The following is an 18,012-nucleotide window of genomic DNA, read 5'->3' on the forward strand; positions in this document are numbered from 1 at the left end:
TTGAAATGAAACGCAGAACACTTTTGGGCGGAGGCGTTGCAGCTGCCACGGTTGTGGCAACGCCCGTAATTTCCCAAGACAGGGTGAGCTTGTCGCTACTGACCGACCGCGGTGATGCGGCGTCATCACTGTCTGATCGGATCGGCGCTGTTTCTGGTGGCCGCATCAGTGTCGACGTGTCGACAGCAACCGCATCAGACACAGCCGGTTTCCTTGACCAGGTATCAGGTGGCGGAGCGGATATGTATCTGACGTCACATGATGCATTTGTGTCGCGAAACCCAGCTTTTGGTTTGTTTGCCGCAATGCCCGGCGGCATGTCACCAAGTGAGCTGGAAAGCTGGGTCACCGTGGGTGATGGACGCTTCATGCTTGATTTGCTGGGAGAAGAGTTTGGTATCAAGGCCTTCATGGCCGGCGATGATGGGGCCATGCCGATGTGGGCGCGCCGTCCAATCGCAGGTCTTTCCGACCTTCAGTCCGGCGGCGTGGCCTCCTCCGGACTTGGCCTGCGGGTCCTGTCTGACATGGGTGTTCAGAATGTTGTCGATATCCTGTCAGGCGGCGATCTTTCATCAGTCGCGGCAATCGAAGGACTCAGCGTTGCCCAAATGACCCGGTCGGGTCTTCTTGGTGCCTTCCCACACATGATAACACCAAATGCCGGGCGGCCATCCGCCACTTTGGGCGCAGGGGTGAACCTGTCCAGATGGTCTTCGCTTTCCGAGGCGGATCAGCTTTTGATCGAACGCTGCATTATGGCGGAACATGGCGTGCAGCGTAGCCTTGCGCTCCATAACAATGTCGTTGCCCTGTCAGAGGCCGGATCGGCTGTGACGTCACACGAGATGCCCCAAGATGTCTGGGATGCACAGATTGCGAGCGCCAACACCGTTCTGGCGCAGATGTTTGATGCCGGCGATATCGCAGCAGATTCAGCAGATGCCTACCTCTTTTTCATCGGTGACGTTGCCGGATGGAGCGAGATTGGCGAAACCGCCTATTTCCTGGGCCGCAAGCAGGCATTGACCCTATGACTTACCAATTTGACAAAAAGACAACGATGGCGGCCGAAGCTGATACCTCCAAATTGTCACGCCGCCGTGCTCTTTTGGGGGCTGGTGCTGCAGTGACTGGTGCCGCTGCACTTGCCACCCCGGCAATTTCTCAGGGTGCGCCGCAGATCATTCGTATGGCAACATCCTGGCCTTCCGGTCTTGGTGGTCTGGCCGATAGCGCCGCACGTGTTGCCGAGGGCATCACCGTTGGCAGCGAAGGACGTTTGAGTGTGGAGCTCTACCCGGCAGGACAGCTTGTTCCGCCGCTCGGCGTACATGACGCGGCGAGCGCTGGCGAGATCGAGATGTACCACTCAGCCGAGTATTACTTTCAGGGTAAGCATCGCGGCATGAACTTCTTCACAACGGTTCCTTTGGGGCTGACATCGGTTGAGCATGCTGCGTGGTTGAAGAACGGTGGTGGTCAGGAACTCTGGGATGAGCTGAATGCTGGCTTCGGCGTCAAATCCTTGGCCGTCGGTGGAACGGGCGTTCAGATGGGCGGCTGGTTCAACAAGGAAATCACCAGCATGGCTGATTTCGAAGGCCTGACAATGCGTATGCCTGGTCTGGGTGGCCAGGTTATCACACGCCTTGGTGCCAACGCAGTCGTCCTCCCTGGCGGCGGCATTGTCGAAGCCTTGTTTGAAGGTACGATCGACGCGACCGAATGGGTTGGGCCCTATAACGATCTGCAGTTCGGTTTTCAGAAGCTGCTGTCTACCTATATCTATCCAGGTTTTCATGAACCCGGAACAACGGCAGCTGTCGGATTCAACATCGATTTCTGGAACAATCTGTCCGATGTTGATCGCGCCTTGATCGAGGCGGTGGCGGATGCCGAACTGACCTATCACACCGCCGACTACTATGGGAACAATGGGATTGCGCTGGTCCAGTTGCTTGCTGAAGCTGGTGTGAAGCCAACACGTCTTCCCGACGACGTATGGAATGAATTGGCTCGTGTATCCTTTGAGGTGACAGCCAGTGTTGCGGATGACGACGAGATGGGCCGTAAGATCGTTGAAAGCTATGATGCCTACCGCGCATTGGTCGGCAATGCCGGACCGATGAGTCAGGCGGAATACCTGGCCAAGCGTGGCGCGACTGATCTGTTCGCCGACGTCTGAAGTCGGTGGGAGAGCCTTTTGGGGGTGAGGGTTGCGCCCTCGCCCTTCAGGCCGTCCAAAACGATCCTGATCCTCTCTTCTGCCAAACACTGAATGTATGTCGCCCAACCGATGTCATTGAAGAATTTCTCGCCGTGGTTCCGTTTGATTCCGGGTTTCTGTCTCATCTTAAATCCCTGATGGTTACGATGAGCCAGAAACTATCTTATAAAATCGCCCCAAACTGTCCCATTGGCGCTAACGTCAGAAACTTGGCATCACCTCAACACAGCATGAGATGTCCCATTGTCTGTCTCCTTGTTACAGCAAATGCTATCGAGGGAGCGGTATCAAACCGGGACAGGTCCATTTGGCGCCTCCTAAAAGTGTGAGATGCCGCTGATACTAGATTGTCTCAAAGAGTGACGCAGAACTGGAAAACTAGGCCAAAGTTTTTTTTATCCGCCCCCGACCAACCCTCGCAATTCATAAATCAACTCCAACGCCTCCCGCGGCGTCAGCTCATCCGGAAACACATCTTTCAACCGATCCTCAACTGCTGACTCCTTCGCAGCAGCCAACACAGGCGTAGCGACCGCTGAAAACAGCGGCAAATCATCAATAATCGCCTTCTGCGCCCCGCCACCTTCGCGTTCGCCCTTCTCCAGCGCCTCCAGCACAACCTTCGCCCGTTCCACCACAACCGGCGGCAGCCCGGCCAGCCGGGCCACCTGCACGCCATAGCTGCGGTCGGCCGTCCCGCGCTTCACCTCATGCAGGAAAATAACATCCCCGTCCCATTCCTTGACGGTAACAGTGGCATTCTCAACACCGTCCAGCTTGCCCGCCAGCGCGGCCATCTCGTGATAATGCGTGGCGAACAATGCCCGGCACCGGTTCACATCATGCAGATGTTCCAGCGTCGCCCAGGCAATCGACAAGCCGTCATAGGTCGCCGTTCCTCGGCCAATTTCATCAAGAATAACAAGGGCTTTGTCATCCGCCTGGTTCAGGATTGCCGCCGTCTCCACCATCTCGACCATGAACGTGGACCGGCCTCGCGCCAGATCATCAGACGCCCCGACACGGCTGAAGATCTGGCTAACGACCCCAATATGCGCCTCCGCCGCAGGCACGAAACTCCCCATCTGAGCGAGGATTGCCAGCAGCGCGTTCTGGCGCAGAAACGTCGATTTACCGGCCATGTTCGGCCCGGTCAGCAGCCAGATATGGGCGTCCGTCAGCGTGCAATCATTGGCCACAAACGGCGCGCCATCCTTCTGCAGCGCAGCCTCCACCACCGGATGCCGCCCGCCCGAAATCTCAAACGCGCGGCTGTCATCGACGCGTGGACGCACCCAGTTTTCACTTGCCGCCAGCTCCGCCAGCCCTCCCGCCAGATCAAACTCACTCAGCGCACGGGCAAGCGCCCCCAACGGCCCGGCCTGATCAATAATCGCCTGCCGCAAACCGTCATAAAGCCGCTTTTCAATCTCCAGCGCGCGACCACCGGCATTCAAAATCCGCGTCTCGATCTCGCTCAGCGCGACGGTCGTAAACCGCACTTGATTGGCCGTCGTCTGGCGATGAATGAACAGATCATGCGCCATCATCTTTTCGGCATGGGTCGCCGTCGTTTCAATGAAATAACCCAACACATTGTTATGCTTGATCTTTAGCGACTGCACGCCGCTGGCGGTCACATATTCCGCCTGCATCCCTGCAATGACCGACCGGCCTTCGTCGCGCAGTTTGCGCACCTCATCCAGTTCCCCATCATGGCCCGGCGCGATAAAACCACCATCACGCGCCAACAAAGGGGGCTCCGCCACCAGCGCATCATCCAAAAGCGCTAGCAGTTCATCATGCCCGGTCAAATCCCGCGCTGCGCCTGCCAGCAAATCCGGCAAATCACCCGGCAAAGCCCCGGCCAGTGCCGCCGCCTGTCCCAGCGTATTGCGAATGGCCGCCATGTCGCGCGGCCCGCCCCGATCCAGCGCCAAACGCGACAAGGCACGATCCACATCGTGCACACCGCGCAAAACATCACGAAGATCCGCCCGCAGCCGCGATGCCTCTGCCAGATAGCCGACGGCATCCTGCCGCGCGGAAATCACCGACAGCGAACAAGACGGCGACGCCAACCGCCGCTCCAGCAACCGCGCGCCACCTGCCGTCACCGTCCGGTCAATGCAATGCAGCAGTGACCCTTGCCGCCCGCCCGCCATCGCATGGGTCAGTTCCAGCGACCGGCGTGTCGCCGCATCGATCTGCATCGCGGCCGACTGCCCTTCCAACACCGGCGGGCGCAACAAGGGCAGGTTGCCCTTCTGCGTAATCTCCAGATACTCGGCCACCGCAGACATGGCTGCAATCTCGGCCCGGCCAAAGCTGCCAAAGGCATCCAGAGACCCGACCTTATAAAGCGAACACAAACGCTTCGCCCCTGCCGTACTGTCAAAAGCCGCAGCACCCAATGTCGTCAGAACAGCGCCAGCATCGGACACAACGCCGGACCAATCCGCCTCTGACCCATCCACAACAATCACCTCGCGCGGCGCCAATCGGGCGAGCTCCGGCCCCAGCGCGGCTCCTGCACAAGGCATCACATGAAACGCACCCGTCGAGATATCGACCCACGCCAATGCGCCCTCATCCCGGACCACATGATAGGCCGCCAGAAAGTTGTGGCGGCGCGCATCCAGCAGTGAATCCTCGGTCAGCGTTCCGGGTGTCACCAGCCGGACAACCTCGCGCTTGACCACCGCCTTATAGCCGCGCTTCTTGGCCTCCGCCGGGCTTTCCATCTGCTCGCACACGGCGACGCGAAACCCCTTGCGGATCAGCGTCAGAAAATACCCCTCGGCCGCGTGATGCGGCACCCCGCACATCGGGATATCCTCATCCTCGTGCTTGCCGCGTTTGGTCAGGGCGATGTCCAGCGCCTCAGCCGCCGCCACCGCATCATCAAAAAACATCTCGTAAAAATCGCCCATGCGATAGAACAACAGCGCATCGGGATACTGCGCCTTGATCTCAAGATATTGCGCCATCATGGGCGTAGCAGTGGCTTTGGTAGTGGTCATGCATCCCCCGGGATCATCAGCGCCAACACTACCAGCCCCAGAATCCGGCGAAACCCCGAAATCACGTTGCGGGGGCAAACCGGAACCCGCTATGTCTTGGGGACAAAAACGGGGGACAGCATGCCAAAGAACAAACTCACGCGCGAAGACGCGCTGCAATTCCATATGCAGCCGACCCCCGGCAAATGGGAAATCCAGGCGACCGTTCCCATGACCACCCAGCGGGACCTGTCGCTGGCCTATTCCCCCGGCGTCGCCATTCCGTGCGAGGAAATCGCGGCGGACCCATCCACCGCCTATGACTACACCAACAAGGGCAATCTGGTCGCCGTCATCTCCAACGGTACCGCCGTCCTAGGCCTCGGGAACCTCGGTGCGCTGGGTTCGAAACCGGTGATGGAAGGCAAATCCGTCCTCTTCAAACGCTTCGCCGATGTGAACTCCATCGACATCGAACTCGACACTGAAGACCCCGACAAATTCATCGAGGCCGTGCGGCTCATGGGCCCGACATTCGGCGGCATCAACCTTGAAGACATCAAGGCGCCCGAATGTTTCATCATCGAACAGACGCTCAAGGAACAGATGGACATCCCCGTGTTCCACGACGACCAGCATGGGACAGCGGTGATCTGCGCGGCGGGGCTGCTGAACGCACTGCACTTGTCCGGCAAAAAGATCGAGGATGTCAAAATCGTCCTCAATGGGGCCGGCGCGGCGGGCATCGCCTGTATTGAACTGCTGAAATTCATGGGCGCGCGGCACGACAACTGCATCGTCTGCGACACCAAGGGTGTGATCTATCAGGGCCGCACCGAAGGCATGAACCAATGGAAATCCGCCCATGCGGTCAAGACCGACCTGCGCAACCTCGAAGAGGCGATGAAGGATTGCGACGTCTTCCTCGGCGTGTCAGTCAAAGGTGCGGTGACCCAGGCCATGGTGGAATCCATGGCCGAAAACCCGGTCATCTTTGCCATGGCCAACCCGGACCCGGAAATCACACCAGAAGACGCGCACGCCGTCCGCCCTGACGCCATCGTCGCCACCGGGCGCAGCGACTACCCCAATCAGGTGAACAACGTGCTTGGCTTCCCCTATCTGTTCCGTGGCGCGCTTGATATCCACGCACGCGCCATCAACGAGGAGATGAAAATCGCCTGCGCTGAAGCGCTCGCCGCCCTTGCGCGCGAGGATGTCCCGGATGAGGTCGCGATGGCCTATGGCAAGAAACTCACCTTCGGGCGGGACTACATCATCCCAACGCCCTTCGACCCCCGCCTGATCCACCGTATCCCCACCGCGGTGGCACAGGCTGGCATGAAAACCGGCGTCGCCCGGCGGCCCATCGTCGATATGGACGCCTACGAACTCTCGCTCAAATCGCGGATGGACCCAACCCAATCCATCCTGCGCAGCCTCAATGCCCGCGCCCGCGCAAACCAATCCACCGTGGTCTTTGCCGAGGGCGACGATCCGCGCGTTCTGCGCGCCGCCGTCCTTTACCAACGGTCCGGCATGGGTAAGGCGTTGGTCGTTGGGCGCGAGGATGACGTGAACGAAAAACTCACCGCCGAAGGGCTGGGCGAAGCGGTTGATGAACTGCAAGTCGTCAACGCCGCCAACACAGATCACCTCGAAACCTACAAATCGTTCCTCTACCAGCGCTTGCAGCGCAAAGGGTTCGACATGGCCGATGTGCACCGGCTGGCAGCCCGCGATCGGCACGTCTTTGCAACGCTGATGCTGGCCCACGGGCACGCTGACGGGATGGTCACCGGGGCGACCCGCAAATCGGCGCATGTCCTTGAACTGATCAACCACGTCTTTGACGCGCAACCCCATGATGGGGCTGTCGGGGTTACGGCAGTCCTGCTCAAGGGTCGGATCGTGCTGATCACCGACACGCTGGTCCACGAATGGCCCGACGAAAACGACCTTGCTGATATCGCGGAACGGGGGGCATCCGTCGCCCGTGAATTGGGTCTTGAACCCCGCGTGGCGTTCCTGTCCTTTTCGACCTTCGGTTACCCCGTCTCTGAACGGGCGGAAAAGATGCATCAGGCACCACGGGTTCTTGATGCACGCCGGGTCGATTTCGAATACGAGGGCGAAATGACTGTTGATGTGGCTCTCAACCCGCAGGCGCAGGAAAACTATCCGTTCCAGCGGCTGACCGGCCCCGCGAATGTTCTGGTTGTACCGGCCCGGCATTCTGCGTCGATTTCGGTCAAGCTGATGCAGGAAATGGCGGGGGCGACTGTCATCGGGCCAATCCTGTCAGGCATTGGCAAACCGATCCAGATTTGTTCAACCGTTTCAACGGTCAACGACATCCTTAACATGGCCGTCATCGCTGCCTGCAAGGTCGACTAGGCGATACCTGCCGCCGGGCGATAAAACGGTTGTGATCCAATTCGGTCAAGTTTCCCCTTAATTTTCGCCCCATTCGGCGACCATAGTGAAGGTGTTAATGAGTACTGGATTTAGAAATGACCGATTCCGAGATAAGCGATATCCTCGCGCAGTTGACCGGCCCTCGCGATAAACATGTTTTCGCGCATGCCTATAACTGCCAATGCATCTACCCCGCGCACCGACCGCCGACGATCAGGGCGGGCATCCGCAAACTGCAGCTTTATCGACGGTTGGGGCTTGTCACCAAACGGCCGGGGCAGGAAAACCTGATCGTCGAAGAGGCAGAGCATATCCTGTCAGAGCGTGGCCTGAAGGTCGGCAGGGCGATTAACGAACGCTTCAAACTCGCCCTTGCTGTCCCACCACTGTAGGCCTGCGCTTGGGCATTGATCCTCTGCGTGTTCTGTAAGACTGTAACCAGACGGACAGACAGGGCGGGGGATACAGCACAATGGCCATCTGGAACCTCGGCTCGATCAATGCCGATTTCGTCTATGCCGTGCCCCACATTCCCACACCCGGCGAAACGCTGTCATCGACCAACAGGCAAACCTTTCTGGGGGGAAAGGGGGCGAATATGTCCGTCGCCGCCGCGCGCGCCGCAGCCCATGTGAACCATATCGGCGCCGTGGGTCAGGATGGGCGCTGGGCCGTAGAGCGCCTGCTTGAATACGGCGTCGACACACGCAACATCACGGAAATCGAAACCGAGACCGCGCAGGCCATTATCATGGTGACCCCCGCTGGTGAAAACGCCATCATCCTGCACCCCGGGGCGAATGCCGAAATCCCGCAGGCCACGCTGCAGACGGCCATGGCCGAGGCGCAGACAGGCGATTGGCTGGTCATCCAGAACGAAACCAACCTGCAACGGACCGCCGCCACTTTGGGTAAGAAAATGGGGTTGAAGGTCGCCTATGCCGCCGCCCCCTTTGACGCCGACCGGGTGCAGGCCGTTCTACCCCATCTCGATTTTCTGATCCTGAACGCGGTCGAGGCTGATCAACTGGCAAATGCCACCGGAAAATCCCCCGCCGAACTGCCCGTCAGGGATGTGATCGTGACGCTCGGCAGCGATGGGGCTGACTGGTACGGGGGTCATGGCAAACAGCATTTCGACGCGATCAAGGTTGATCCTGTGGACACCACCGGCGCAGGCGACACTTTCACCGGCTATGTTCTGGCGGGGCTGGACCGGGGGATGCCCATGGGGCAAGCCATCCAGCAAGCGACAAAGGCCGGCGCACTGATGGTCACCCGCCACGGCACGGCGGATGTGATCCCCGATCTGTCAGAAGTGCAGGCGTTTCAGCTATGACCACCCGCAAACGGTGCCGCATCACCCCATAGCTGACGCACCCGCTCATCGCGACCGCAGCCTTCGCGGTAGAACTTATACGCCTCGCTCTGCACCTTCGGTCCGCGACGGGTCAGGATCGTATCGGTCCCGCGATAGTAGTCCTGATGATACGCCTCGGCCTCATAGAATCGGGCCCCATCAAGGATCGGGGTCACGATATTCAGACCCAGCGCACGGGCAGCAGACAACTTTGCCCATTCCGCAGCCGCCCGCTCCTCGGCATTCGCCACAAAGACGGCGGTGCGATAACTCGGGCCCCGATCACAAAACTGACCACCCGCATCGGTCGGATCAACCGACCGGAAAAACGCATGCAGCAGCTGATCGTAACTCACCACGTCAGCGTCATAGACAATCTGCACCGCCTCGTAATGACCGGACCCTTTCAGCGTGCGGTAAGTCGGGTTTTCAGTGGTCCCCCCGGTATATCCCGATATCACCTCGCGGACGCCCTGCACGCTTTCGAAATCACTCTCGACACACCAGAAACACCCGCCCGCGACAACAGCGGTGCGGATATCCTCGGCCATCGCGGCACCCGGCAGCAGGGCCAGGGCAATCATTTTCATCAACTTCAGCATCGGCGTCTCCTTTACCGTCCACCCTCCAGCCTTTCATATGCACAGCGCAAGCGAATGCAGCCAACTTCACGGGCAATTGAGAGGCGGTATGCCCGCAAAAATCTTCGAAGATTTTTGCCAAGACTATTCGAATAGTCTTGGACAGCGGCGACCGACTGACTGATCATGACCGGAAACAGAACTTCGGAAAACCGCATGACCAAAGTCACAACCCACCAGGCCGAAGAAGACGCGCGCAACGATCAAATCCTGATCTATGTTGACGGGCGGATCGTGCCCAAGGCGCAGGCCATGGTCAGCGTCTATGACAGCGGCTTCATGCTGGGCGACGGGGTCTGGGAAGGGCTGCGGCTCTACGATGGGAACTGGGCGTTCGCCGATGAACATCTCGACCGGTTGTTCGAGGCCGCCAAAGCCATTGATCTCGATATCGGCAAGACGCGCGATCAGGTCATGACGGCGCTTCTGGACACGCAAAAAGCCAACAACATGACGACAGACGCCCACGCTCGGCTGATGGTGACACGCGGGGTCAAACACCGCCCGTTCCAGCATCCCGGCCTGTCACGGTCCGGGCCGACCTTCGTGATCATCATGGAACATTCCAAACCCAAGATCCCGCGCCCGATCACGCTGGCCACCGTGCCGCATATGCGCGGGCTGCCGATGACGCAGGACCCAAAACTCAACAGCCATTCCAAACTCAACTGCATCCTCGCCTGCATCGCCGCCGAAAAGGCCGGCGCGGACGAGGCGCTGATGCTCGATGTGCATGGGTTCGTGAACACCACCAACGCCTGCAACTTCTTTATCGTCAAAAAGGGGCAGGTCTGGACCAGCACCGGCGACTACTGCATGAACGGGATCACCCGGCAAAAGGTCATCGACCTGTGCCGCGCCAATGACATCCCCGTCTTTGAACGCAACTTCAGCCTGGTCGATACCTATTCCGCGGACGAGGCTTTCCTGACCGGCACATTCGGCGCCCAGACCCCAGTAGGTCGCATCGACGGACGGACAATCGGCACCGGCGAATTGGGTCCGATGACGGAACGGCTGCGTGGTCTCTACAAAAAACTGGTGGCAAACGCATGAAAATCGCCATGTGGTCCGGCCCGCGTAACCTGTCGACGGCGATGATGTACGCCTTCGTCAACCGCTCCGATTTCGCCGTCTGGGACGAACCGTTTTATGCACCCTACATCGCCGCCACCGGCGCCGACCACCCCATGCGGGCCGAGGTGCTGGCCGCCCACGAAACCGACCCGCAACTGGTCGCAAACCGCTGCGCCGGAGCCATCCCCGACGGCAAACCGCATTTCTACATGAAACACATGCCGCATCACATGATCGACGGCTTCCCCATCGACTGGACGCAGGATTGCGTGAACATCCACCTGATCCGGCACCCCGCCCGCGTGATCGCCAGCTACGGGGCCAAACGGGACAGCATGACGATGGACGACATCGGGTTCGCCGCGCAAACCCGGCTCTATGACCGGATCGGCGGGCTTGTCATCGACAGCGCCGACATCCGGGAAAACCCCGAACGGATGCTCAAAAAACTCTGCGACGCCATCGGCCTGCCATTCGACACCGCGATGCTGTCATGGCCCGCCGGACCCCGCGCTGCAGACGGGGCCTGGGCACCGCACTGGTACGGCGCTGTCCACCAAAGCACCGGCTTCGCGGGGGCAGAGGGGCCGTTGCCTGATGTCGATCCGCAAAACAGCGACATGCTTGCACAAGCCATGCCTCATTACGAAGCGATGGTAGAACGCCGATTGCGCTGACTTCAGGCCTTCAACAACTCACCCAGCTTCATCGCGGTCGTAACATCGCCCGACACTTTCAGCTTGCCCATCATGACACCGGTCATCGGGTTCAGTTTCCCTGTGATCAGCTTCGCCAGATTGTCGGCGGTGATGCGGATTGTGCAGGCGGTATCGCGGTCATCAAGGCTGACGGCGTTATCGGCCAGAACAATCACGCCATCCGACCCGCAATCAAACTTCAGACTGCCATCAAAGTCACGGCGCGACAGGCCCTGCTGCATCCTGCCTGCGATTTCTGCAATATCCAACGCATCCTCCCTCGTGGTCCCGCCAATCGGTAGGCGGAGCCTGCAAAACCCGCAACTGTGACGCTGGGTGAGAATTGCGGGATGGCCAAAGGCACGCCAAGAATACTGGCACACCGTCATCAAGACGCAGGAGCATGCAATGCCTGATCAGACTGGTCCATCTGCAACCGATACACCTCTCGAAAAGACCCTTCAGGCCCTGATCCCGGATCTGAAGGCCAAGCGCCGTTTGGGTTGGGCTGTTGCCGTTGTCGTCGCCGTCACCACGTTCGGTTTAACCGCGCTTCTGCTCTTGGGTGTGTTCAAGGGCGATCTGCCTTGGATTATTGTCCTGCCCATGATCGGCGTCTTCAGCGTGATCGAGATTAACCGGAGGGTTGCCCGCAGCCAGCAGGCATTGATCCTGCCGCATTTGGCGAAAACGGTCGATCTGACATACACCTCCAACGCCAAGACATTTCTCGATGCGTTGCCAGAACGGCTGCTGCCGCGCGCCCGCAGCAGAAAGGCCGGGGATTGGATCAGCGGTACCGTGGGCGGCAGACCGATGGACATGGCAGAGGTCAAGATCGAAACTGGCGGCAAGAACTCACGCACATTGTTTCGGGGCCTCGTTCTGCATTTCCAGAACGCCGTGCCCATGCCTGCGTTCTTTCTGGCCGTTGAGCGGCAGACAAAGGGATGGCTGATGTTTTCCGGCTGGATCAAGGTCAATGATCTGGTCCGCGTCGATACGATCACCGGCCGGTCGGGCGAAAACTACGGCATCTGGTTGTCTCGCACTGGAGCATCACAGCAGCAGCACCCCGCGCTACAGGCCGTTCTGGATGTGCTGACAAACCTGGAAACCCGGATCGGCAGCGACGCAAGATTGTTCTCGGCCACCAGTACCGGGGAAGAAATGCACATCGCGCTCGCCCACAAACGGGATCTGTTTCACTTTGGCGGGCTATTTGCCAGCCAGGACAAGATCACCAGCGGCATCAGGGACGCGTTTGATGACCTGAACGTGCCACTTCGGATTGTCTCGGCCCTGCTCGACGCCGAAGCCCAGGCAGACAAGGTCGTGACCGGTCAGCAGGCCTAGGCGTCAAAGCGCCTTTTCCAACTGTATTTCCTTGCCCGACCGCTTGCCCGTCAGCGCATACCCAAGCGACTGATACATCCCGATCGCCGCAGCATTGTCCTCGACCGCTTGGATCTGCACGCAGCGCCGCCGGCGCTCTCGCGCCCAGTCTTCGGCAAAGGCCATCGCCGCCTTGCCATAGCCTTGCCGCTGGAAATTCTTGCCAATCAACAATCGCCAGACATAGACCGCGTCAGGCGCGTCGATGTCTTCGCGATCCTCATGTTCGGCCATGTCGATCAGTGCGATAAGCCCGACCCGTGTGTCCCCATCCCAAAGGCAAAAATCATAAGCCCCTGTTTCGAATCGCGCCTGTGCGATGGTCACAATGTTAGGCGCGATAAAGCGGTCCTGATCAGCATGGACGGTGATCTTTTCTAACGGAGAAACATCCTTGCCAGTGATCGGGCGCGCCTCAAGCACAATGGCTATCCTTTCGTGCGTCTGTTCCGCGCCGCCAGCAACTTCAACCGCAACGCATTCAACTGAATGAACCCTTGCGCGTCCGATTGATCATAAGCGCCCATATCTTCCTCAAACGTTACATGCGCCTCGGAATAAAGGGTGCTGTCGGACCAGCGCGCCACCGTAGTGCAGGACCCTTTATACAGTTTCACCCGCACGGTCCCGGACACATGCTCCTGGGATTTATCAATCAACGCCTGCAGCATCTCGCGCTCTGGCGAGAACCAGAACCCGTTATAGATCAGCTCCGCATAACGTGGCATGATGCTGTCCTTCAGATGGCCCGCCCCGCTATCCAGCGTGATCTGCTCGATGCCACGATGGGCCTCCAGCAACACGGTGCCGCCGGGGGTCTCGTAAATCCCCCGCGATTTCATCCCGACAAAGCGGTTTTCCACCAGATCAAGACGGCCCACACCATGCTTGCCGCCCAGCTCATTCAGCTTGGTCAGGATCGTGGCAGGCGACATCGCCTCGCCATTGATCGCCACAGCATCACCCTTTTCAAACGTGATCTCGACCATCTCGGGCTGATCCGGGGCATCTTCCGGGGCGACCGTGCGCTGATAAACGTAATCCGGCGCTTCTACGGCCGGGTCCTCAAGCACCTTCCCCTCGGACGAAGTATGCAGCAGGTTCGCATCCACACTGAACGGGGCCTCGCCACGTTTGTCCTTGGCAATCGGGATCTGATGCTTCTCGGCAAAATCGATCAGCTTGGTCCGGCTACCTAGATCCCAAGTGCGCCACGGGGCCACAACCTTGATCTCGGGGTTCAGGGCATAGGCTGCCAGCTCAAACCGGACCTGATCGTTGCCCTTGCCTGTCGCGCCATGGGACACAGCATCGGCGCCTTCAGCCGCCGCAATCTCAACCAGCCGCTTTGAAATCAAGGGCCGCGCAATGGACGTCCCCAGCAGATACAGACCCTCATAAAGCGCGTTGGCCCGAAACATCGGAAACACAAAATCGCGGACAAACTCTTCACGCAGATCCTCGATATAGATGGCGCTCGCGCCCATCATCTCGGCCTTCTTGCGGGCGGGCTCCAGCTCCTCGCCCTGACCTAGATCGGCGGTAAAGGTGACGACCTCGCAGCCATACTCCGTCTGCAGCCATTTCAGAATGATCGAGGTATCAAGTCCGCCGGAATAGGCGAGAACGACTTTCTTCGGAGCAGTCATGCGCAGAACCCTTGCGTCAGATGTATCTGAGCCCGCGCGATATCGGTTTTCCGGACAAGGGGCAAGACGACCCCTCAGGCGAGGGCCTTCAGCGATTGGTCCAAGACATCCTTTCCGAAAGCCGGATCAAAAACCTTGTCCCAAACGTCACTCGAGCCTTTGGCGCTATAGTCATAAACCTGCCCGGATTGTGATGCCTCATCCATCAAAACACGGCACCCCGCAGCAGCGGAATTGGCCGGAGTACTTGCGCCGGGAATGACACGTGTAAAGATAGGAAGCACGCGCCGCCAGACCCACTGGACAGGTGCAGGGGCCGTTCGCACCAGCCCCGTGCCCGGCATCAGCCCCGGATCAAGCGTCAGAAAACGGGTTTCAGGATGGCGTCGGGCCATTTCAGCAGCGGTCGCCATGAACAGAAGCTTGCTGGTGGCATATCGGTCCATCCCAGCCTTCTGGTCATTGGCCGCATCCATATCCCCCCGGGCCAGCGCCGCGATCGACGAAAACCGGCCGCCGCGAAAGCCAAATATTTTGGCGATGCGATCATCCGGGTTATGTGTCCCGCTCCCGACACCCAGCACGACGCCATCCTTGAGCCATGGCAGCAATCCCATGGTCAGTTGCAAAGGGCCAAGATGGTTGACCGCCAGCGTCATCTCGACATTGTCCGGTGAAAACTGGATCGGGCCGGTAAACTGCAACCCCGCATTATTGATCAGCGCAAACAAGGGCTCTGACCATCCCTCGACAAAGGCCTGGATCGACGCGCGCGACGCCAGATCAAGCTGCATCGCCTGCACATGCGGACCCAATGACGCCGCAACCGACTGACCCGCCCTCAGATCGCGCACGGCCAGAACAATTTTGGCATCCTGCAGCTTGCTCAGCTCTCTGGCAAAGGCAAGGCCCAGACCCCTTGTCGCGCCAGTAATCAGGATTGTCTTCATGGCATGGCTCCGTTTGATTTTGCGTTCGATATCTGTCAAACAAAGGATATGAATGATCCTTCAGGTTTGGAATTCGCATTTCAGGAAGCGCCCATGCAGGCCACGAAAACTCAACGAAAACAACCGGTTCAGAAGCGGTCGCAGATCACCTGCGACGCCATTGTCGAAGCAACTATTCAGGTTCTGCTACGCGATGGGGCGGCCCGGCTGACGACAACGCGGGTGGCAGAGCGTGCGGGCGTATCTGTCGGAACGCTGTACCAATATTACCCCAACAAATCCGCCCTGATCGAAGCGGTGCGCGCACGCTATTTCGGCCTGATGTCAGCGGCGGTGCAGAAAATCATCGGGCAGGGCACCGATGAGAATCTGGAACAGGTGATGGATCAAGCGCTGACCGCCGTCATCGAAATGAAGCGGCAGAACCTCCCCCTCAGCCGGGCATTGGCAGAGCTGCCGGGCGACCCGGATCAACCCGACTTCGCGGCAGAGGTCGTGGGCCATTTTGCAGAATTCATCCTGCCATTGATCTCGCCTGACGCACCTCCAACCGATGCGCAGCGATCTCATGCGCTTGCGACAATGGCGGCACTCGAAGGGCTGCTGTCCTACGCGGTCAAAAACGCACCCGATTGGCTGGGACAGCCATGGTTCCTGGCACGGTCCAAAGCATTGGCGCATTCGGGACTGTCCGACCCTCCGACCAACTATTGATATCGCTCAACTCGGCCCCGCCATGCCGGTGTATGCCAGCCCACGTCAATCAGGTGCAGATCCAGGGGGCGGCGATGATTTCACGACGGGGGTTGATCATGACCACAGTGTCGGCAGCAGCTATAGGTGGCATCGGTTACGGACTCTGGCCGCGGCTCGACGGGTATCAGGAATTGTTGGAACAGCAGCGACGGCTGTTGTCGGCTGACCCCGATCTGACCGAACTTGTGCGGCTATCGACCCTCGCCGCGAATGGCCACAACACGCAACCATGGGTGTTTCAACTGCGCGAGAACGGCCTAAGCATCCACCCCGACCTTACGCGCCGGACGGCAGTCGTCGATCCTGATGACCACCACCTTTATGTCAGCCTTGGCTGTGCCGCTGAAAATCTGGTCATCGCGGCGGCTGCTACAGGTCGGTCGGCAGATGTCGGTATTGCAGGCGGTGCTGAAACGTCCATCGACGTCGCCTTTGAAAGCGGCCCAGTAAACGAGGGACCTCTTTATCAGGCCATCCCCCAGCGCCAATCAACACGTTCGGCTTATGACGGGCAGCCGATATCATCTAGCGATATCGGCTTGTTGAAAGCAGCAGCGCAGGAAGAGGGCGTTTCTATCCAGTTCTTCACAGAGGCGTCGGACCGCGATGCAATCCTTGAAATGGTAATCGAAGGCAATAGCGCGCAGATCGACGATCCGGCCTTCGTGGCAGAGCTGCGTGACTGGATCAGGTTCAGCTCCGGGCGCGCGGTAGCAACCGGCGACGGACTTTTCAGCGCGTGTTCCGGCAACCCGGTGACGCCGGAATGGATGGGCGGCTTTTTATTCAACGCGGTCTTCACCAAGGATGCCGAAAATGACAAGTATCGCGATCATATTCGGTCTTCTGCAGGGATCGCGGTCATTATTGGCGACCGCGTTGACCCGGAACACTGGATCAAGGTTGGTCGCAGCTTCGAACGCTTTGCCCTGCAGGCTACGGCGCTGGGCATCCGTAGCGCCCATATCAACCAACCTATCGAAGTACCGGCTTTGCGTAGGGAACTCGCGGGGTGGCTGGGGACGCCTGATGTGCGACCGGATCTTGTCGTCAGATTTGGTCGTGCGCCGGCTTTGCCAATGTCGCTGCGACGCCGGGTCGAGGCTGTAATTGTCTGAGCCTGCAGGCCGTTAATTCCTTAACACCACATTAGGATTCCGACCGCGCGCTGCCTTAACCCGCCAAAATGCCGCAAAAGGGTCCGACGCAAGTCCGACGTTTGGCCGACGCGATGCCGACCGGCAAGTTTAGCCAAAACCCCTGTGTTAACTGATGATTCGTCAATTCGCGCTGATCCGGGTGTTGCGTTACCCCGCCCGACCCACCGAACGTTGCGCGGCCCCGCTCAACCTTTCCAGAAATACCGCGTCGCCCCGGTTGAACAAAAGCGGGGCTGCCGCCGCCAGATCCATCCAGATCGCCGTATGCTCAGGCTCGGTCGGGTCGCTCAGCCGACGTACGGGAAACGCCTGATAGATATGGCAGATTTTCTCGGCCCATTTGTCATATTCGGGCATATAGGCAAACCGCCGGAACGCCCCCAATCTCCGCGGCCGCGCGATGGTCCAGCCGGTTTCCTCGAACACCTCCCGATGCAACGCGCGGACCATGCTTTCGCCCGGATCAACCCCGCCGCCGGGCAGTTGCAGCTCGTTATGGATACCGCCCTGCCAGGTCAGCAACACCTGACCCTCGCGCAACAAAACCCCATAAGCCCCGTGCCTTACCTGATACCGCTGCCCGTTTTTGGGCACCTCGCCATACCGCCTGATCATAGCTCACCCCTTGGACGCTGGCTTGCTCCGCCTATATAGGCGCGGTATGCCAACTCCTGAT

17 protein-coding genes are annotated in these 18,012 nt (G+C 59.3%); 10 read left to right on the forward strand and 7 right to left on the reverse strand.

Annotation, left to right across the window (positions count from 1 at the left end; genetic code table 11):
• Positions 1–5: 5 nt before the first annotated feature.
• Both ACFWW2_RS24200 and ACFWW2_RS24205 read left to right on the forward strand, forming a co-directional pair.
• Positions 6–1,037, forward strand: coding sequence for a hypothetical protein (locus tag ACFWW2_RS24200; RefSeq protein ID WP_393932756.1), 1,032 nt, complete (start codon positions 6–8; stop codon positions 1,035–1,037).
• 26 nt (positions 1,038–1,063) lie between these two features.
• Positions 1,064–2,188 (forward strand): TRAP transporter substrate-binding protein, encoded by a 1,125-nt coding sequence (locus ACFWW2_RS24205; RefSeq protein WP_393932758.1) that lies wholly within the window; start codon positions 1,064–1,066, stop codon positions 2,186–2,188.
• A gap of 437 nt (positions 2,189–2,625) precedes the next feature.
• On the opposite strand, the gene mutS is transcribed toward ACFWW2_RS24205, so the two are convergent.
• Positions 2,626–5,253: a DNA mismatch repair protein MutS gene (gene mutS / locus ACFWW2_RS24210; RefSeq protein WP_393932760.1), complete on the reverse strand. Its 2,628-nt coding sequence runs from the start codon at positions 5,251–5,253 to the stop codon at positions 2,626–2,628.
• A 120-nt stretch (positions 5,254–5,373) separates the two neighbouring features.
• Between mutS and ACFWW2_RS24215 the strand changes: the two genes are divergently transcribed.
• The 3 genes from ACFWW2_RS24215 (at position 5,374) to ACFWW2_RS24225 (ending at position 8,989) form a co-directional block, all read left to right on the forward strand.
• A complete protein-coding gene (locus ACFWW2_RS24215) occupies positions 5,374–7,629 on the forward strand; it encodes an NADP-dependent malic enzyme (RefSeq protein WP_393932762.1) in 2,256 nt (751 codons plus the stop codon).
• Positions 7,630–7,745: 116 nt separating this feature from the next.
• Complete coding sequence (locus tag ACFWW2_RS24220; RefSeq protein ID WP_393932764.1) at positions 7,746–8,042, forward strand: hypothetical protein; 297 nt, start codon at positions 7,746–7,748, stop codon at positions 8,040–8,042.
• 80 nt (positions 8,043–8,122) lie between these two features.
• Entirely contained in the window at positions 8,123–8,989 is an 867-nt protein-coding gene (locus ACFWW2_RS24225) for a ribokinase (protein ID WP_393932766.1), read from the forward strand.
• Here the strand turns inward: ACFWW2_RS24225 and msrA are convergent.
• Positions 8,980–9,612 (reverse strand): peptide-methionine (S)-S-oxide reductase MsrA, encoded by a 633-nt coding sequence (msrA, locus tag ACFWW2_RS24230; protein ID WP_393932768.1) that lies wholly within the window; start codon positions 9,610–9,612, stop codon positions 8,980–8,982. The two genes, ACFWW2_RS24225 and msrA, sit on opposite strands and share 10 nt — an antisense overlap.
• A gap of 195 nt (positions 9,613–9,807) precedes the next feature.
• Between msrA and ACFWW2_RS24235 the strand changes: the two genes are divergently transcribed.
• Both ACFWW2_RS24235 and ACFWW2_RS24240 read left to right on the forward strand, forming a co-directional pair.
• Positions 9,808–10,707 carry a D-amino acid aminotransferase gene (locus ACFWW2_RS24235; protein WP_393932770.1) on the forward strand — a complete coding sequence of 300 codons (900 nt, stop codon included), beginning with the start codon at positions 9,808–9,810 and terminating at the stop codon, positions 10,705–10,707.
• The gene (locus ACFWW2_RS24240; protein WP_393932772.1) at positions 10,704–11,405 is read left to right on the forward strand and encodes an HAD family hydrolase; all 702 of its coding nucleotides are present in this window, start codon (positions 10,704–10,706) and stop codon (positions 11,403–11,405) included. The genes ACFWW2_RS24235 and ACFWW2_RS24240 overlap by 4 nt, the downstream gene beginning before the upstream one ends.
• A gap of 2 nt (positions 11,406–11,407) precedes the next feature.
• Here ACFWW2_RS24240 and ACFWW2_RS24245 read toward each other — a convergent pair whose 3' ends face one another.
• Positions 11,408–11,668 (reverse strand): SCP2 sterol-binding domain-containing protein, encoded by a 261-nt coding sequence (locus ACFWW2_RS24245; RefSeq protein ID WP_393933152.1) that lies wholly within the window; start codon positions 11,666–11,668, stop codon positions 11,408–11,410.
• Between the two features lie 166 nt (positions 11,669–11,834).
• On the opposite strand from ACFWW2_RS24245, the gene ACFWW2_RS24250 reads away from it, so the two are divergent.
• Positions 11,835–12,782, forward strand: coding sequence for a hypothetical protein (locus ACFWW2_RS24250; RefSeq protein WP_393932774.1), 948 nt, complete (start codon positions 11,835–11,837; stop codon positions 12,780–12,782).
• A 3-nt stretch (positions 12,783–12,785) separates the two neighbouring features.
• Here ACFWW2_RS24250 and ACFWW2_RS24255 read toward each other — a convergent pair whose 3' ends face one another.
• The 3 genes from ACFWW2_RS24255 to ACFWW2_RS24265 form a co-directional block, all read right to left on the reverse strand.
• Entirely contained in the window at positions 12,786–13,244 is a 459-nt protein-coding gene (locus ACFWW2_RS24255; RefSeq protein WP_393932776.1) for a GNAT family N-acetyltransferase, read from the reverse strand.
• A gap of 5 nt (positions 13,245–13,249) precedes the next feature.
• Positions 13,250–14,470, reverse strand: a complete 1,221-nt coding sequence (locus ACFWW2_RS24260; RefSeq protein ID WP_393932778.1) for an argininosuccinate synthase — start codon at positions 14,468–14,470, stop codon at positions 13,250–13,252.
• A 74-nt stretch (positions 14,471–14,544) separates the two neighbouring features.
• Complete coding sequence (locus tag ACFWW2_RS24265) at positions 14,545–15,420, reverse strand: SDR family NAD(P)-dependent oxidoreductase (RefSeq protein WP_393932780.1); 876 nt, start codon at positions 15,418–15,420, stop codon at positions 14,545–14,547.
• Between the two features lie 48 nt (positions 15,421–15,468).
• On the opposite strand from ACFWW2_RS24265, the gene ACFWW2_RS24270 reads away from it, so the two are divergent.
• Together ACFWW2_RS24270 and ACFWW2_RS24275 are read left to right on the forward strand one after the other, a co-directional pair.
• Complete coding sequence (locus ACFWW2_RS24270) at positions 15,469–16,134, forward strand: TetR/AcrR family transcriptional regulator (protein WP_393932782.1); 666 nt, start codon at positions 15,469–15,471, stop codon at positions 16,132–16,134.
• A 32-nt stretch (positions 16,135–16,166) separates the two neighbouring features.
• On the forward strand, positions 16,167–17,294 hold the full coding sequence (locus tag ACFWW2_RS24275; protein ID WP_393932784.1) for an Acg family FMN-binding oxidoreductase: 1,128 nt from the start codon (positions 16,167–16,169) through the stop codon (positions 17,292–17,294).
• Between the two features lie 189 nt (positions 17,295–17,483).
• Here the strand turns inward: ACFWW2_RS24275 and ACFWW2_RS24280 are convergent, their stop codons facing one another.
• The gene (locus tag ACFWW2_RS24280; protein ID WP_393932786.1) at positions 17,484–17,951 is read right to left on the reverse strand and encodes an NUDIX domain-containing protein; all 468 of its coding nucleotides are present in this window, start codon (positions 17,949–17,951) and stop codon (positions 17,484–17,486) included.
• Positions 17,952–18,012: the final 61 nt, after the last annotated feature.

The sequence above is a fragment of the Yoonia sp. R2-816 genome (assembly GCF_046762905.1).
Taxonomy (GTDB): domain Bacteria; phylum Pseudomonadota; class Alphaproteobacteria; order Rhodobacterales; family Rhodobacteraceae; genus Yoonia.

Coding starts and splice junctions, on each gene's coding strand:
- ACFWW2_RS24280 (WP_393932786.1), bottom strand. CDS start 17,951: ATGATCAGGCGGTATGGCGAGGTGCCCAAAAACGGGCAGCGGTATCAG.
- ACFWW2_RS24270 (WP_393932782.1), top strand. CDS start 15,469: ATGAATGATCCTTCAGGTTTGGAATTCGCATTTCAGGAAGCGCCCATG.
- ACFWW2_RS24215 (WP_393932762.1), top strand. CDS start 5,374: ATGCCAAAGAACAAACTCACGCGCGAAGACGCGCTGCAATTCCATATG.
- ACFWW2_RS24240 (WP_393932772.1), top strand. CDS start 10,704: ATGAAAATCGCCATGTGGTCCGGCCCGCGTAACCTGTCGACGGCGATG.
- ACFWW2_RS24205 (WP_393932758.1), top strand. CDS start 1,064: ATGGCGGCCGAAGCTGATACCTCCAAATTGTCACGCCGCCGTGCTCTT.
- ACFWW2_RS24275 (WP_393932784.1), top strand. CDS start 16,167: ATGCCAGCCCACGTCAATCAGGTGCAGATCCAGGGGGCGGCGATGATT.
- ACFWW2_RS24260 (WP_393932778.1), bottom strand. CDS start 14,470: ATGACTGCTCCGAAGAAAGTCGTTCTCGCCTATTCCGGCGGACTTGAT.
- ACFWW2_RS24200 (WP_393932756.1), top strand. CDS start 6: ATGAAACGCAGAACACTTTTGGGCGGAGGCGTTGCAGCTGCCACGGTT.
- ACFWW2_RS24250 (WP_393932774.1), top strand. CDS start 11,835: ATGCCTGATCAGACTGGTCCATCTGCAACCGATACACCTCTCGAAAAG.
- ACFWW2_RS24265 (WP_393932780.1), bottom strand. CDS start 15,420: ATGAAGACAATCCTGATTACTGGCGCGACAAGGGGTCTGGGCCTTGCC.
- ACFWW2_RS24225 (WP_393932766.1), top strand. CDS start 8,123: ATGGCCATCTGGAACCTCGGCTCGATCAATGCCGATTTCGTCTATGCC.
- mutS (WP_393932760.1), bottom strand. CDS start 5,253: ATGACCACTACCAAAGCCACTGCTACGCCCATGATGGCGCAATATCTT.
- ACFWW2_RS24245 (WP_393933152.1), bottom strand. CDS start 11,668: ATGCAGCAGGGCCTGTCGCGCCGTGACTTTGATGGCAGTCTGAAGTTT.
- ACFWW2_RS24235 (WP_393932770.1), top strand. CDS start 9,808: ATGACCAAAGTCACAACCCACCAGGCCGAAGAAGACGCGCGCAACGAT.
- msrA (WP_393932768.1), bottom strand. CDS start 9,612: ATGCTGAAGTTGATGAAAATGATTGCCCTGGCCCTGCTGCCGGGTGCC.
- ACFWW2_RS24220 (WP_393932764.1), top strand. CDS start 7,746: ATGACCGATTCCGAGATAAGCGATATCCTCGCGCAGTTGACCGGCCCT.